Origin of the sequence: Acinetobacter venetianus RAG-1 = CIP 110063 (assembly GCF_000368585.1) — a bacterium.
Classification (GTDB): Bacteria; Pseudomonadota; Gammaproteobacteria; order Pseudomonadales; family Moraxellaceae; genus Acinetobacter; species Acinetobacter venetianus.
In genome coordinates this window covers 153,824-169,779 of sequence record NZ_KB849558.1, presented here as the reverse complement: position 1 = coordinate 169,779, position 15,956 = coordinate 153,824, and the positions used below count along the sequence as shown (strand labels likewise).

Annotated in this window: 18 protein-coding genes; 7 read left to right on the top strand and 11 right to left on the bottom strand. The window is 38.4% G+C overall.

The window, feature by feature from the left end; translation table 11 throughout:
- The first annotated feature begins 60 nt into the window (after positions 1 to 60).
- Both F959_RS06260 and F959_RS06255 read left to right on the top strand, forming a co-directional pair.
- Positions 61 to 501 (top strand): hypothetical protein, encoded by a 441-nt coding sequence (locus tag F959_RS06260; RefSeq protein WP_004878429.1) that lies wholly within the window; start codon positions 61 to 63, stop codon positions 499 to 501.
- A 4-nt stretch (positions 502 to 505) separates the two neighbouring features.
- Positions 506 to 1,231, top strand: coding sequence for a hypothetical protein (locus F959_RS06255; RefSeq protein WP_004878428.1), 726 nt, complete (start codon positions 506 to 508; stop codon positions 1,229 to 1,231).
- Positions 1,232 to 1,361: 130 nt separating this feature from the next.
- On the opposite strand, the gene F959_RS06250 is transcribed toward F959_RS06255, so the two are convergent.
- Together F959_RS06250 and def are read right to left on the bottom strand one after the other, a co-directional pair.
- Positions 1,362 to 1,730, bottom strand: coding sequence for an endonuclease domain-containing protein (locus F959_RS06250; RefSeq protein WP_004878427.1), 369 nt, complete (start codon positions 1,728 to 1,730; stop codon positions 1,362 to 1,364).
- Between the two features lie 12 nt (positions 1,731 to 1,742).
- On the bottom strand, positions 1,743 to 2,228 hold the full coding sequence (gene def, locus F959_RS06245; protein WP_004878426.1) for a peptide deformylase: 486 nt from the start codon (positions 2,226 to 2,228) through the stop codon (positions 1,743 to 1,745).
- A gap of 132 nt (positions 2,229 to 2,360) precedes the next feature.
- Between def and F959_RS16450 the strand changes: the two genes are divergently transcribed.
- A complete protein-coding gene (locus F959_RS16450; RefSeq protein ID WP_080585244.1) occupies positions 2,361 to 2,564 on the top strand; it encodes an amino acid transport protein in 204 nt (67 codons plus the stop codon).
- Between the two features lie 45 nt (positions 2,565 to 2,609).
- Here F959_RS16450 and F959_RS06240 read toward each other — a convergent pair whose 3' ends face one another.
- Positions 2,610 to 3,101, bottom strand: a complete 492-nt coding sequence (locus tag F959_RS06240; protein ID WP_004878425.1) for a DUF2505 family protein — start codon at positions 3,099 to 3,101, stop codon at positions 2,610 to 2,612.
- A 108-nt stretch (positions 3,102 to 3,209) separates the two neighbouring features.
- Positions 3,210 to 3,500, bottom strand: a complete 291-nt coding sequence (locus F959_RS06235; RefSeq protein ID WP_004878424.1) for a hypothetical protein — start codon at positions 3,498 to 3,500, stop codon at positions 3,210 to 3,212.
- A gap of 252 nt (positions 3,501 to 3,752) precedes the next feature.
- On the opposite strand from F959_RS06235, the gene F959_RS06230 reads away from it, so the two are divergent.
- The 3 genes from F959_RS06230 to F959_RS06220 all read left to right on the top strand — a co-directional run bounded on the left by F959_RS06230 (position 3,753) and on the right by F959_RS06220 (position 6,293).
- The gene (locus tag F959_RS06230; protein ID WP_004878423.1) at positions 3,753 to 4,193 is read left to right on the top strand and encodes a universal stress protein; all 441 of its coding nucleotides are present in this window, start codon (positions 3,753 to 3,755) and stop codon (positions 4,191 to 4,193) included.
- A gap of 257 nt (positions 4,194 to 4,450) precedes the next feature.
- Positions 4,451 to 5,692, top strand: coding sequence for a hypothetical protein (locus F959_RS06225; RefSeq protein ID WP_004878422.1), 1,242 nt, complete (start codon positions 4,451 to 4,453; stop codon positions 5,690 to 5,692).
- 232 nt (positions 5,693 to 5,924) lie between these two features.
- On the top strand, positions 5,925 to 6,293 hold the full coding sequence (locus tag F959_RS06220; RefSeq protein WP_004878421.1) for a hypothetical protein: 369 nt from the start codon (positions 5,925 to 5,927) through the stop codon (positions 6,291 to 6,293).
- Between the two features lie 91 nt (positions 6,294 to 6,384).
- Here the strand turns inward: F959_RS06220 and F959_RS06215 are convergent, their stop codons facing one another.
- The 3 genes from F959_RS06215 to F959_RS06205 all read right to left on the bottom strand — a co-directional run bounded on the left by F959_RS06215 (position 6,385) and on the right by F959_RS06205 (position 10,780).
- The gene (locus F959_RS06215; protein WP_004878420.1) at positions 6,385 to 7,548 is read right to left on the bottom strand and encodes an alanine racemase; all 1,164 of its coding nucleotides are present in this window, start codon (positions 7,546 to 7,548) and stop codon (positions 6,385 to 6,387) included.
- Positions 7,549 to 7,760: 212 nt separating this feature from the next.
- A complete protein-coding gene (locus F959_RS06210) occupies positions 7,761 to 9,047 on the bottom strand; it encodes a D-arabinono-1,4-lactone oxidase (RefSeq protein ID WP_004878419.1) in 1,287 nt (428 codons plus the stop codon).
- Positions 9,044 to 10,780, bottom strand: coding sequence for a neutral/alkaline non-lysosomal ceramidase N-terminal domain-containing protein (locus tag F959_RS06205; RefSeq protein ID WP_004878418.1), 1,737 nt, complete (start codon positions 10,778 to 10,780; stop codon positions 9,044 to 9,046). The genes F959_RS06210 and F959_RS06205 overlap by 4 nt, the downstream gene beginning before the upstream one ends.
- Positions 10,781 to 10,897: 117 nt before the next feature.
- Here F959_RS06205 and F959_RS06200 point away from each other — a divergent pair, with 117 nt between their 5' ends.
- Complete coding sequence (locus tag F959_RS06200) at positions 10,898 to 11,941, top strand: AraC family transcriptional regulator (RefSeq protein ID WP_004878417.1); 1,044 nt, start codon at positions 10,898 to 10,900, stop codon at positions 11,939 to 11,941.
- A 308-nt stretch (positions 11,942 to 12,249) separates the two neighbouring features.
- Here F959_RS06200 and tauD read toward each other — a convergent pair whose 3' ends face one another.
- Genes tauD through tauA form a run of 4 tightly spaced genes read right to left on the bottom strand, consistent with a single transcriptional unit; the run spans position 12,250 to position 15,845 of the window.
- Complete coding sequence (gene tauD, locus F959_RS06195) at positions 12,250 to 13,095, bottom strand: taurine dioxygenase (RefSeq protein WP_004878416.1); 846 nt, start codon at positions 13,093 to 13,095, stop codon at positions 12,250 to 12,252.
- A 30-nt stretch (positions 13,096 to 13,125) separates the two neighbouring features.
- A complete protein-coding gene (tauC, locus tag F959_RS06190) occupies positions 13,126 to 14,007 on the bottom strand; it encodes a taurine ABC transporter permease TauC (protein ID WP_004878415.1) in 882 nt (293 codons plus the stop codon).
- Complete coding sequence (locus F959_RS06185; RefSeq protein WP_004878414.1) at positions 14,004 to 14,795, bottom strand: taurine ABC transporter ATP-binding protein; 792 nt, start codon at positions 14,793 to 14,795, stop codon at positions 14,004 to 14,006. The genes tauC and F959_RS06185 overlap by 4 nt, the downstream gene beginning before the upstream one ends.
- Before the next feature lie 9 nt (positions 14,796 to 14,804).
- A complete protein-coding gene (gene tauA / locus F959_RS06180; RefSeq protein ID WP_171056589.1) occupies positions 14,805 to 15,845 on the bottom strand; it encodes a taurine ABC transporter substrate-binding protein in 1,041 nt (346 codons plus the stop codon).
- Positions 15,846 to 15,956 lie beyond the last annotated feature (111 nt).

The following is a 15,956-nucleotide window of genomic DNA, read 5'->3' as shown; positions in this document are numbered from 1 at the left end:
AGGGGATTTTTTTATTTTTATGATAAGTTATTTCCTATTAGTACATATGTAAAAAAACTTATGAAGATAGAACAAACTGACTTTGAATCTCAACAATTTGAAAGTTACCACGAGCTAATGATTGTTCCTGAACTAATAGAAAATGAACAAAGTATCTATTCATCTTCTTCAATATCATTTTATAAATATGCAAAAAATCAAGTTAATCTGAACTATATAAGAAAACCTGATATTATTTTGGAGCAGAGATCTATTGATTGGTTTGGCCCTACGCTATTAATTACTACTGCAGCGTTAACCCAAAACCCAGAACTAGTTTCTATAACACTTAATGTAATATCAAATTATATAACAGATTTTTTTAAAGGTCGTCAGGAACCAGATATTAAAATTAGCCTTTTGATCCAGCAATCTACAACAAAATTTAAAAAATTAGATTATGAAGGTAATAAAGATGGTTTGAAAGAGATCGAGAAATTAATCAAACAGTTAAAAGATTAAGATAATGACTATAGTTTCTTTTGAAGAAATTCACTCAAAATTTTGTGAAAAAATTGATACATTACAATCCTATAATAACTATACTTGTTCTATAGAACTAAAAAGAATAGCTATAAAAAACTGTTTGGAATTCATAAAACTTATAAAAAAAGAAAAATATTCTGCAATAAAAAACAAAAAAACGTATATTGCAGATCAGTTATTCCACATGCAATGCGTACTTAACAGCTTATTATCTTCATTAAAAATTTGGTTATATATTGAAAAAAAACAATTTAAAAATGGATGGGATTCTTTAATTGATGCATATGAATACTTATTCATTGCAAAAAAAATAAATGAATATAAAGGTCTCTCCAATCTAGAAATGCACTTAAATAGCATCGAAAAAAGTATTTTTCCAAAGAGAAAAATCTACCTAAGTGCAGCATTCACATCATCAATTGGAAGCTGCTCTATCTGTAATAAAAGCTTTTATGAGTGTAACCATATCGAAAACAATATTTATTGTGGAAAATTATGCTATAGAAAAAATATAAGTAATATTAAAGGTAATCATATTGCTCTTGTTGAAAATCCAAGAGATAGAAGATGTCTCATTACTAATTATGGGCATAAAAATTCGATTATAGATTCTTTTACTTTAGAAGAAATTGAACAAAAAAATGAAAACCAAGAAGGTTTATTCCATGCACATATTTTATCTTTTTCAAAACTCGATTGGGATTAATACAATATTTTATGATAGAAAATTACAATAATATAATCCTCCCCAACCCTCCTTTGAAAAAGGAGGGGGTACCAAGAATCCGAAAACTATCATCAAATTCGTGACAAGTCCCCCTTTATCAAAGGGGGATTTAGGGGGATTCCAATCTCTGTTTCACAATCCAATAAATCTGATCTAAAACTGCATCTATTTCAGTCAAAATCTGATGATTACTAAATCTTAAAGTGAGCAGCCCTAATTCACTCAAAGCATAATCTCGATTTTGATCAGCCTCTAACCCAACCTCGGTGTAATGTTGCCCACCATCACATTCAATGACTAAATTCGCTGCAGAACAATAAAAATCTACGATGAAATTTAGAATTGGCTTTTGTCGATAAAACTGTAACCCTAAAATCTGTTTACGGCGTAATCTTTGCCAAAGCAGTTGTTCTGCATCGGTCATATTACTGCGTAAATCACGCGATGGAAGTTTTAAGCTTTTATTATAAGATTTCATTGTTTTTATTTTCTAAGCACTCAATCTATCCACAAACAACACACCATCTAAATGATCCACTTCATGCTGTACTATACGTGCAGGAAAACCATCAAAGTTCGTTTCAACTACTTCACCTTGTAGGGTGTGATAACGTACTTTGACTGCTTGTGCTCTTTCCACCTCTCCACGCTCATTCAGTACACTCAAACACCCTTCTTCCCCCAAACAAGTCGCTTGAGAAAATTCTAAAATCTCAGGATTCACCATCACCACTGGATCCATTTCAGGAGCATCTGGATAACGAGGATTGGCGCGAGAAGCAACGATAATCACTCGCTTAGAGATATACACTTGCGGTGCTGCGATTCCTACACCATTACGTTCAAGCATAGTAGCATGCATCGTAGAAGCCAGTTGCAATAGCCACTCGCTATTGAACTCCGCATGAGCAACCGCAGCCGCTTTAATTTTTAAAATTTCTTCACCGCGTTGCGCTACAGGTAAAATTACACTCATCCCACGACCTTATTATTTTTGATCAATACTCATACACATCGTATTCGATATTTATTCACGCTTCTATAATTTTCATTTAAGAATCTTGTCATATTATTTACATAATAAAAATTCAATTCACGGCATAAAACAATGAATGCAACACAACTTTTTCTAGGGGTCATCTTTAGCTCTATAGGCTTCGGCTATTTTCTATATGGCAAAAAACAAAAGATGACGGTACCTCTCGTCTGTGGATTGGCTCTCATGCTATTTACCTATTTTATTGATAACACCATGATCATCAGCGTAATTGGTATTGTTCTATCGATCCTTCCCTATTTTCTACGCTTTTAAAAATAAAAAAACTCCCCAAATGGAGAGCTTTAGATTTAGGTTAAATTAAAGATGTTTCTTTAATTCATCCTCAACGATTTCAATTTCAAGCTGGCTAAATTTACGAATTTCGCCTTCTGCATGTTTCTCCAGCATACCGCCAATCAACGGAACTTTAACTTTTACAGTCCATGTCAATGTAATATCAACTTGCTGACTATTACCTGTCACTTTGCGCTCAGCTTTCGCATCTAAAGGCAAGTTTGCACCTAACTCCACTGTCGAAGTTAAATTTTTTAAATGTGTAATGTCAGAACGCTTTAAGCGAAATGCATTTTTTAATAGTTTTTTTGCAACTTCAGGAATATTGACATCAAGGTTATATTCACGGCGTAGCGTATAAATATCACCATTCACATTAGATTCAATAATTTCTAAGTTTTCACCCGGAATGCGTTTACACACTGCTTCATGCAATGATGTTTCAGCAACTAATCTTGAAAAGTCTTCAATCGAAACACCATGAATTGTTTCATTAACCGTAAATTGATGTGCCATCTTTAAATTTCCATTTCGTTTTATTTAGGATCTCATCATTGCGCAAAAGTATAGCATTCTCATTAAAAACTCAAAATCTGATCAGTCAAAAATGGATGACTGCGCGGATTAGTTATTTTTATTGTAATGATGTCGACGACCTAATTTTACCGTTACACGTTCGGCACGACTGATATATAAATAATGATCCCCATATTCAATCACTGCATAAAACTGCTCAGCACCATCATCCAAACCTGTTGCTGACCATGTTGTTCCTTGAGGAAATTCATCTAACCAAGCGGCTTTATAAAAATCTGACACAGATTCAAATTCCAAATAGAGTTTTGGATCTGCCATAATTTTGGCAGCAACTTGATCAAATTTTTGCTGTTTAAAGGCTTCTAAACTGAGTAGCACAGATATTCCTATGATCAAAAATAATGGTTTAATTTCAGCATTGCAGCTAAAGTAAATTTTTAACTAAATTACAAAAATACAGTGATTTTCTTATACCCCTATTTTGCTGAGGAATTTCCAACAATTCCACATTAATTTCAGTTTTATCAGATGCTTTTGATCAAGGTCTAATTTGCTTGAACCTGCTCAATATGCTATCAACTTATTATAACTTTTATCTTTTTTTACAACGATAAACTATAAGGAGCAAACATGTCTTATCAAAATATTTTAGTGCCTGTCGATGACTCTCCAATTTCTTATGCAGCGGTTGAACATGCACTTTCTTTAGCGAAATTGTCAGGGGCAAAAGTTACGATTCTCAGTGTTGTTGCAGTTGATCCATTTGTAGGTGTCGATTTTTATCAAGTTGCACCCGCTGTGACGGATTATTTCATGCAGGCTGAATCACATGCCAAGACACAACTGCAAGATATTGCTCAGTCATTTGTACGTGATGGAATCGAGGTTGCAACCAAGATTTATCATGGCTCTGCTAGCGAAGGCATTATTTTCGTTGCGGATGAAGTCGGTGCTGATTTGATCGTCATGGGTTCTCATGGTCGTACTGGCGTAAAACGCCTATTGCTGGGTAGTGTTGCGCGTGCAGTTCTCACAGAATCACATATTCCAGTATTGATTGTTAAGCAGTAAATTTGTTTAAAAATCTGAAAGCCTTGTACGTTATTACAAGGCTTTTTCTTGTCTATCGTTTTTATTTGACCGATCTCCCCCCCATTTTGATGAATTACAACCCTACTCCATCATTTCAAAAGATGCTTCACTACGCTATGGACATAGACTTTCTATCAAAATAGTAAATGGAATCATGCTGCTATAGATAGAAAAAATGACCGTTTATAAAAAATAGAACCTCAACAATAAAACACGGTTTAACAAGGATGATGCCTATGAAACTCAACCCTATAGTGCTTGGTATATTTGGAATATGTATCTCGACATTGAACCATGCAGCAGCACTGGATCAATCAGGACAAACCATTCTGCCCTTTCTGGAAAATGGCAATTATGTTGAGGTGAATGCTACAGCAGTTGATCCAGATATTTCAGGAACGATCCGCAATCGTCCTGAACTTGTGAATGATCCTAATAATCTGAACTCTGGCAATATGGGGAATAGTTTTCATTATTACAGTGCTGCTTTAAAGCTCCAGCTCACTGAAAAAATTAGTTTTGGTCTACTCTATGACCAACCATTTGGCGCGGATATTCGCTATCCGATGCAATCCAATAATACATTCTCGGATAATGAATATACTCAGCAAGGAACATCGGTCAATGTTGATACTGAAAGTATTAGCATGATCTTCGGATTAAGCCCATTTACCAATTTTCAACTTTATGGCGGTGCAGTTTATCAATCCGTTAAAGGTGATGTCGCATTGCGTGGTAATTCTTATAGCGAAGCATTTAATGGCTATGATGCAAAATTTAAGCAAAATCATGCAGTAGGTTGGCTTGCAGGTTTAAGCTATCAAATTCCAGGTATTGCATTAAAAGCAGCTGTGACGTATCGCTCAAAAATAGATCATGACATGCAAGTCACAGAAACCATGTTTGGTGAACCATTAGACGTAACCACACCAAGTAAAACCACAATCACGACGCCACAATCAGTCAATATTGATTTTCAAACAGGTGTTTATAAAGACACGCTCGCCTATGCGAATCTACGTTGGGTCAATTGGAAAGATTTTCATATACGTCCGACACAATTTGGAGCAGTCACCGAATATCTCACTGATTTAATCAGTGAAGGTTCTTATACAGGTGGTTTTGATTTAGATAGTTATCAAAAAGATCAATGGGCAGCGACGCTAGGAATTGGTCATCAATTTACTGAAAAATGGAGTGCATCCACTGAGGTGAGTTGGGACTCAGGCACAGGTAATCCTGCATCGACCTTAAATCCAACCAAAGGTTCTTGGGGGCTTGGTTTAGGCGTACAATTTAACCCTGCTGAGAACTACTTTATTGCAGGCGGTATTAAATACTTCTGGCTAGGCGATGTAATAGCTGAAGATGGCACGTATTACATTCCTGTAGCAGGAATCAAACCGATTGCAGAGCAAGCAGATTTTAAAGATAACTCAGCGATCGCCTATGGCTTGAAAATCGGCTATAAATTCTAAGTTTTTAAATGTTGGGCATATGAAATATCTAGTTGGACTTCATCTTTTTAACGATCTTTTGACCGACTAGATATTTTTATGATTTAAACAAAAAATAACACCATTAAAAAGTTTAAAAACTGTTCTTAATTTACTGAGTTTATATAAAATAACCCTGTCTCATTGAATAAATTCTTTCAATACAATATCCGCATATTTCTTTATATTGCTACTCACCAATTCGGAAAACTCAATGAAAAAAACTTATATTTTAATTTCTATGCTTACATATGGGTTGCTTCAACCTGTTATCGCTTTTGCAGACAGCACAGAGCCAAAAGAAATAATGGATATGTTTATTGGTACTTTAAGTGTTAAAGATAAAAAAGCAATTTTGACTCGCTGCGATCTTGCTGAAAATAAATATACATTAAAAGATGCAGATTGGGCTGAAACAAAAGCAGTCGAAAATTATTTGTCAAAAGCAGAAAAACTAAAACAACCCATTTATGCAGAAGTGCTTGGTGCATATAAGCAAGAAGCAGATACAAATGTACTTTTAGTTGATTCAATTGAAAATATAACAGAAGCCAAAAGCTGTCACTTAAACGATTTATTTTAAAATTTATATTTTCATTGAAGATAGAAACGCTCTCATTTCTACTTAACAAGCCCCTTTGTTTAAAATATAAGGGGCTATTTATACCGTATCGTTATTCACGAAATGTATCCCATGCTTCAAAGGTATTTTGCTTATATCGTATTAACGTTGAAAACTGAGGAAGAATTGCTTCACTTTGCTTCGGTCTAAGAAAAATAAAATCATCAACTTGAATATCACAATCCTTCGGCACATTGACCAATTCCTGATTAGTACTACGCCCGTACAATGCATGGATACGTGCTTGGTTAGGATAGACATAGTCAGCCAGCCAATAGCCACCATAGATGAATAGCGCCTTATGCTTATGTGGTAATTTATCCAATAATGACATAGAGGGAAGCTGGGTAAACGGTAGGACTTTTAATACAGGCGCAGCAATCCACAACGCAGGTTGTAATGCCTTTAAAAAATCACTGTCAAAATCACTCGGTTTCAGTAGCATTGAACCAAAAGATAGATCATTACAGACACTATTGTCAGTATGAAAACTAAAAGTTGGACTCCCCCCACCATTAAAACAAAGTTGTTCTGACCATAGTGAATTAAACTGTTCTTGAATTAGCTTTTTATAAACCGCGTAAACATGTTGAGATTCTTGATAAGCAAGTTCTGGTTTTTTAATGATGGCTGGGATTTTGGTGACATGCGCATCATAGCCCATCAAACCAGAAAGCTTTAAATACTGTGGATACTGTTGAATCAGCTTTAAGATTTCAGTCAGTTGTTGTGTCGACTGTACCCCACCACGATGTAAACCAACATCAATTTCAATATTCACATCTAAGCACAGAGAATAGAGCTGGGCAATCTCAAGATATTGCTGTAAGCGTTGCTTGCTATCAATCAACCATTGAATTTTGGCATTCGGCCACTCCACATGCTGATCAAAAAAATGACGTACAGCTTGAGCAGGCATTGGCTTACCCAACAAAATATCAGCTACAGCAAAGTTTTCTAGGATCGAAACAATATGTGGTAAGTGAAATACCATAAAGCGTTGCGTATTGATTTGCTCAGATAACAACTTAAGTAAATCCAGGCTTGCTAATGATTTCACCACCAAACGTGCTCTTAAATGTTTGGCATGAGCAAGACGAATCTGAACATGCTGGATATTTTGTTTTAAAGCCGCTTCATCAACAATCAGTTGTGGTGTCGCCATCCCCTGTTTTTTTAGATCGAAATTGAGTTGTTTAAAATAATGATCCAACATGGCTATACCTTTTTTTATTTAATCGTGATCCTAAAAAAAATCTTATACAAGGGAATGTCATCTACAATCTGAGCAAGCTGAAGCGACTATAGCTTTGGCAAAGTATAAGACGAAGTGGCTTATCCTAAAATGGATAAAACTCGGCAAGACTCTGTTAAGTTAATTATTTTTCAATAAATTAAATCAACATTTAAGTCGAACCTAAGTTAAAACTAACCTAAAAACAGCTTTTCCAGATAGGGGTTTAAAAACTTGGCTTCTGGGTCAAGTTGCTGACGTAAAGCCATAAAATCATCCCACTTTGGATATGAAGCCCGAAGCTGTGCCGTAGTCATAGTATGCATTTTTCCCCAATGAGGTCGCCCTCGATATTTCTGTAAAATCGGTTCAACTACATCAAAAATTAAATGTGGGTCTTGCTTATGATATTGATGCACTGAAATCGAAATTGAATCTTGCTGATAAAAAGGGCTAAGCCAAATATCATCCCCTTTTACAAAACGAAATTCGAGCGGAAAAAAGGTCGCGACTTTATGTGTTCGCAGTGCATGTAATACTTCGTCTAAACAAGCAACCCCTTGATCTACTGGAATCTGATATTCCATTTCATTGAACTTGGTATTTCGTGGCGTCGGAAATATTTTGCTCGACCAATCGACATAGGTGGTCGGTTTGACAAAGATGCCTAACAGCTTCTGTAAATAGGGATTTAATGAAGGAAATGTTTTGGTTAATTCTGAGCACATCGTGAGCAAGGTATCATCCGAAGGAAAATTTTCTTTCCTAGGCAAAATTGCTTCCTCAGTCTCGTCTAAAGTTTTCAGCATCAATTGCTTTTCATACGAAAATACAAAGCACTCGATATGTCGATGCTGATGCTTCCATTGATGAATATGTTGCATCATGTCCTCTACAGGACAAAGTTCAATATGTTCTTTAAGCTTATAACGCGGGCGGTTTTGCATAGTGATCTTGGTCAAGATTCCCAAGCTTCCCAAAGAAACTCGTCCAGCGGCAAAGATTTCGGAATGTTCTGTTCGGCTACATGTCAGGATTTCACCAGAAGCCATCAATAACTCAAAAGCTTCAACATAACCAGAAATACAATATAAATCTGCACCTGTACCATGTGTTCCCGTAGAAACAGCTCCAGCTAAGCTTTGCTGATCAATATCACCCTGATTCATCAAGGCTTGGTTGATCGATTGCTGCTGTAAATGTTGGTCTAAATCATATAAGCGTGTCCCTGCATAAATACTGCTCTGACATCGATTAGTATCCGTCGATACAACACCCGCAATATGGTCTAAAGACAATAAGGTTGCATCTGTACATACCAATGGCGTGAATGAATGCCCTGCACCGACCACTCTAATCTTGTCATGATCTCTGACGATATTCTGAAGCTCTTGAATATTTGCAGGTTGTAAAATTTGCTGCGGATTGGACGTTTGAAAACCAGACCAATTTGACCACTTCGCTTGATGCCTATCGCTCATACAGCCTCTCCTTGGCTCACAGCAGTTTTTAGATTTCCATGATTGGTACGTTTTGCTAGTTCTTGAAGTGGAATTAATTTCGGTCGTGTTGATTGATCGTAGTCGCGGTACTTTTTATCCAACAATAATTGCTCAGCGAATAATTTAAACTTGCTTTGACAAGCAGCTAAGGTCCATTGTCCAAATAAGGTATGTCCACCTTCATAAGCTTGTTGTTGATACTCCTCATACGTGGTGACATAGCCCATGTAATCATTGCAATATGAAGCAAGCCAAACTCGATCAATTAACGATTTTCCAATAAGTTGTTGTTTTACTGTTTCCATAACGCGTTGCCCTGCAATCGTCGTAAACTCTCCCGGACAGCAAACAAGTGCTAAATTGCCTAAACGAACAATCTGTAGCGGCACAATACTCGGAACCAGTGGGCTTTGTTGAATCGCGCCAGCACGGACTTGTCGATTCATCTCTGCAATCAATGGATCAAGAATACTGGGAGGAAAACCAATCGGTTGACCTAATATTTTTTTAGCGCCAGCTTCAAGCAAAATCTGCTTCGGCCCTTGTGAAGCGTACAGCTGTTGATAAGCAGTAAAATCATGCGCAGCGTCACTCTTTAATTTTTGCTTTTTAAATTGATCAGCAAGAAATTGCATCCCTTTGATCAATGGCTTTGGCGCACCTAAACCATCCACAGGTGTACCCGCAAAAAATGCTACACCATGACAGGGCTGACTGGTTTTTGCATCCTTCTTGCCATGTGCAAACTCAGGGGGAACGTCAATATGACTCAGATCAACATAAGAAAAAATTGCATCAATCTGACCTTGCACTTTCTGCATTGGTTGCTGCAAACCAGTTAATGCCAAATCACTTTGATAACGACCATTTTGCTGAGCATAGTAATATTCCTGCTCGCCTTTAATCTTGTTGCGAATCTTAAGTTGATCTTTGCCATGAAAATGCGGTGACACATCGCCAGCTGTTGCTTGAGCAAAAATCGTGACTGGATTTTCAATTCCGCGTTCAATTAAAGCCTGCTCTGAAAATGACGCGGCATAACCTTTATTATCACCATCATAAGCACTTAAACTATTTCCTAAACAGGTGGCATGCACACCAAACAGAGAAATAAATGACTGTAATTTCTGCTCTCTATAAAAACCAATCAACTGCATTTCACGATTGATTGCTAAATGCGTTTCATGTTCTGAATGCTCAATCACCTCTGGATTTCGGTTATAAGCACGGATTGAGCGATTCCATGCAACAGGCGTATCATTTTCAAAATGTTGGGTGGAAAGACCGATTTCAGTATTTTGTTCATTTTCAATTGCAGTCTGAATACTGAGAACAATCGCATGCACTATTGCATCGACATGTTCAGGAACAAATCCTGGCGTGGGCATATTATATAAGGCTTCATGCGCGCAGCCCCCCGGTCCTGAATGGGTATGTGTTGCTATGAGTACCAATTGATTTTCATCAAACTCAGCACCCAACATTTCTCTTAATCGAGCGACGGTCTTACTTCGCATCGCATGAGTAATACAGCCTAAATCTAAACAACACAGAATCAGTCGACTCTGTTGCTGATCCACAATACTAAAGCTTCGCACATACAAAGCGGTTCGCTGCTCATAAGCACGATGTGACCATTGACCATAGCCAAACATGGCATAGCCTTTCGGTGCAATCTTGATTTCTTGTTTATCCCAACCAACTTGATACATTGGCACATCCTTTGTAAATTCTTTTTCTAACTGCAATAAAGCATGTTGAAAGTTAAACAAAATTATGAGATACCCAAAAGGGTTAAAAAATCTTCTTTTGGGGGGCTAAACGGACTTATGCCTAAACAAATCATTCATGCGGAAAGCACACAGCAATTTATACCAGCTACGATTTTGGCAAGCTTGATCCACTATGCAGAACAACAAGAATGGGATTATAAAAAATGGTTTGAAGATTCTGGTTTAGATTTAGATCAAGTCCAGCAAAGCAATGGCTTTGTTCGTTTTAGCCAAATGTGTGATGTTATTCGTAAGGCAATCACTGCCTACGGCCAACCTGATTTAGGTTTAAAAATGGGTCGTAGTGAAGGTCTCATTTCGATGGGAATATTAGGCTTTGCAATGCAATCTTGTAAGACTGTTGCCGATGCACTGGAAATAGCACTCGAATTTCATCGCGTTTCAGGTAGTGTGTTGAACATCGAATTTTCAATTCACGATGATATTTGTACGCTAGAAGTGACTGAATCGAGCCCAACTTTTGATCTCAAAGCTTTTTTTTACGATGAATTATTTAGTAGTGTAATTGCCTGTTTAAATGCAATGCTAGGTGACCACGATGATGTTATTGGGCTTGAACTTAACTATGCTCCCACCGCAAATTTAGAAGACTATCAATATCTTTTTGGCTGCCCTGTTCAGTTAAATACTACCAGCAATAAAATTCATTTTAAAAGCAGCATGCTCAATCGAAATCTCAAAAATTACAGCCCAGCGAACTACGCTACGGCGATACAAATCTGCAAACAGGCTTTAAAAGAAATTGATCAGCTCAATCAAGTCGACTTTGTGCATATAGTCGAGCATTTGATTGAACAATATTTACCTGAACGTTTTGAGATGCGACAAGCAGCAGACCATCTGCAAATGAGTGAACGCCATTTAAGACGTAAATTATTATCTGAAGGTTTGAGTTTCCAACAAATTCGACAAAACGCCTTGGAGCGTAAAGCTAAACAATTACTGGAAAAGAACCTATCCATGAGTGAGATTAGCCTGCAATTGGGTTTTAGTGAGTTACGTGAATTCCGACGCGCCTTTAAACGTTGGACAGGACAAGCACCTTCGGTTTATAAGCAGATCTGTGAAATCAGCCACTAAAGTCTGTTTAAATATTGAGTTAATTTATTGAAAGATAGATTTAACGGAGTCGTGCCGTGCTCTCATCCAATTTAAGGATAAGCCTTCAGCTGGAGTTACTTTGGTTTCGCCCAAAGTAACCAAAAGCATCCTCATCCACAAAACCTGTCCACTTCTTGTAATCTTTTTAAATCTTTCGCAGAAACTAGACTTTATAAAAACCACGCAGGTTGTGGATGAGATTACCGAGTATCAAATACTGGAAATAACCTCAGCCCCAAGAATAAAAAGCTCAGGATTTTACCCAAGCTTTTTATCAAAACTAAATTTTAACTTGCCGCTTGATAAAACGGTACATCACCATTAATCGTGGCACGATGCATAATTCGATGCGCATCACCATAATCAAATAAAGCCTTATGCTGCGTACAACGATTATCCCAAATCGCTACATCACCCGCCTGCCACTGCCAACGCAGATGAAACTGCTCATTGGTGGCATGCGCAAATAAGTACTGCAGCAATTCAACACTTTCGGTCTCATCCAACTCATTAATACGTGTGGTAAAACCTTCACTCACAAACAAAATTGGCTGACCTGTAACTGGATGCGTTCTCACCACAGGATGAACAACTGGTGGATTACGCTTAAAAGTTTCTTCCAGCTTGTGACGCTCAACATCATTATGCGCAAAACGCTCAAGCGGGAAAGACTGGCAGATATCATGCGTTGCGGTTAAGCCCTTTAACTTCGTCTGTAAATCTTGATCTAGCGCAGCAAATGCAGCAGCCCCACTCGACCATAGCGTATCACCGCCTACAGGAGGAATCTTGATGGCTTGTAATACACAACCCAATGGCGGTTTCTGGCTAAAAGTCACATCAGTATGCCAAAGCTCATTATCACGCAAGTCTTGTTTCCAGCTATCCAGTACAATGATTTCAGGCACATTATCAATAGATGGATAGATCGGATGGATGTGCAAAGAACCAAAACTACGTGCTAACTCAGCTTGTGCCTGTGGTGCCAGCTGTTGTTTGCGAAAGAAAATCACATGATGATCAAGTAGCGCTTGTTGAATTTGTTGCGTCGTATTTTCATCAGCCTTGTTTAAATCAACATCATGAATAATTGCACCGATTGTTGGTTTAATCATTTCAATATTTAACGTCATCTCTAACTCTCTCATCTTTACTATTTGCACTTACAGCTGTTGACCATACCAAGGAGATAATTGCTTCTGTAACCAACGCAAGAATAATTCAAAACTGACTGCGACAATCGCAATCACAATAATACCAAGTACTACAGTATCAGTAATCAGGAACTGCGCCGCCGACTGCACCATAAAACCAATACCACGATCTGCCGCGACTAACTCCGAAGCCACTAAGGTTGACCAACCAACACCTAAACCAATACGAATACCCGTTAAAATATGCGGTAATGCGGTCGGTAAAATCACATGCCAGAATACCTGTGACTGACTTGCACCCAATGATAGGGCTGCACGCTCACGATTGAGCTGATGACTCAACACCCCATGCGTACTACTGATAATCACTGGTGCAAGAATGGAGAAGAAAATCAAAAGCACTTTAGTGGTTTCACCAATCCCAAACCAAATCACCAATAATGGCAAATACGCTAACGGTGGAATCGGACGCAACAACTCAACCAATGGATCAAGCACGGCACGAACCCATTTATTCAGCCCCATCCACAAACCTAAAGGCACACCAATCGCAATCGCTGCAACAAGTGCCAGCAAGACACGCGAAATACTCGCTGCTAAATGCTGCCATAAAGTGGCTTTCATAAAACCTTGCTGACTGACCTCAAGGAACTTTTGCCATACTGCTTGTGGACTTGGTAAAAACAGGCTTGGGACAATTTTTAATGCAGTGATCAAATACCAAATCACCAGTACGCTCAAGACACTGGAAAGACTCAGCGCTAAACTACGATGTCGAGTAAAGAAAGCCCATATTGGACTTAAAACCGAAGCGGATTGTGACTTGTTGATCTGTTGTGGCTCTTCGGCCTTGCTCACCTCATAGGCTGTATTTTTAGCTTGACCCGTCATACAGCCACCTCATGCCCTGCCTGTTTCTGCACACGTAAACGTTCAAACAGTTGTTCACGCAATTGAATAAATTTCGGATCTGATTTAATTGCACGAATCGATTCACCCTGGTTATAACGATCTGCAAAATCCAGCTTTAATGTTTCTACGATCTTGCCAGGTCGAGCTGTCATCAACACCAGTTGATTGCTCAACAACAACGCTTCTTCAATTTCATGCGTGATCAGGAAGAATGATTTATTTTGCTCAATCCACAGATCTAGAACCAGTTGTTGCATGGTTTCACGAGTAAAAGCATCTAAAGCTGCAAAAGGCTCATCCAATAGAATAAAAGCTGCGTGGCTAATCAAAGCACGCGCAATACCGACACGTTGTTTCATGCCACCTGACAATTCCCAGATATTGGCTTGAGCAACATGGCTTAAACCCACAATTTTCAGAATAGCATCGACTTGTTGCTGAATCTCTTGCGCTTTCAAGCCCTTAAGCTGCAAAGCAAAACCAATATTTTCCGAGACATTTAACCACGGCAACAAGGCATGATCCTGAAAGACCACCGCACGGCGCGCATCAGGCGCAGTCACGACTTCATGATCCAGTGTAATCCGCCCCAAACTCGGTGCTTGGAAGCCTGCCAAAATATTTAACAAAGTGGTTTTACCACAGCCGGACTCGCCCAAAATTACCGTCAAACTCCCTTCTGCAATCTTGAGATTGATATCTTGCAATACAGGTACAATCTGCTTTGGAAAAGTTAAATGAAGATGCTCAGCAGCTAATACGCTCATTTCGATCTCCTATGGCTGTAAGAGTTGGGTGGTGACATTGCCTTGATAATCAGGCTTCACCTGATCGACCTTGCCCTGACTTTTTAAGAAAGTCGCTGTATCAAAAATATTCTTGGCGAATTCACCCGCTAAAGTTGCGTGTTGTTGCTGGCCATTCAGATAAATATTGCCTGACAACAGTAAAGGAATATCTTTCGCATCAGAGCCTGTCAGTTGAGCCATTTTTTGGATATTGTCCGCATTTTGTTCAAATGCTTTTGGGTCTTGGTTATAGGCTTCGATCTGTTGCAAACTGGTCTTCACGAATGCTTTCAAGAACTCAGGATTTTTCTCGGCAAAGTCTTTACGAACCACCCAAAGATCATAAGTTGGCGCGCCCCACTCGCCGACTTGTTTCGAGTCTGTTAATACATGACCACTGGCTTTGACTTTACTCAATGCAGGTTCCCAAACATAAGTCGCATCGATATCACCACGTTCCCATGCCGCTGTAATTTCAGGTGGACGCAAATTGATGATCTTGACCTGATTGTCTGCAATATTCCAATGCTTTAAAGCGGACAATAAGCTGTAATGTGTGGTTGAAACGAATGGCACAGCGATGGTTTTTCCAATCAAATCCTGCGGCGTTTTAATGCCTGATTTGTTGCTGACCACCAATGCCTCAGAACCACCTAATTTTGCTGTCACCAAAAACACTTCAATCGGTAAATCACGGCTGGCTGCAGCCGCCAATGGACTTGAGCCAATATTGCCAATCACGACATCGCCCGAAGCTAATGCATTGACCACATCTGAACCCGCATCAAATTTACGCCATTGAATTGCTTGATTACTATCACGTTCATAATCACCATTGGCTTGAGCAACCTTAGTTGGATCCACACCAGTTTGATAAGCTATCACCACGGTCTGACCATTTTTAGATAGGTTTGGAGTAGCATCTTTTTGATTTTGATAGACAATAAAAGCAACAATCGCCACTAGGACGATTGCTGTAACAATGAGCGGCTTCGTGTTCTTGATAGCCATAATTAGATGATCTTTCAACAATATCGACTTATGTTATGCGCCACGCTTTATGATTAAAAATAAGAAAAAATGCGTTGCTTATTTATTTTTAATATATAGAAATTAAGATTATCTGATGAATTCAATTGA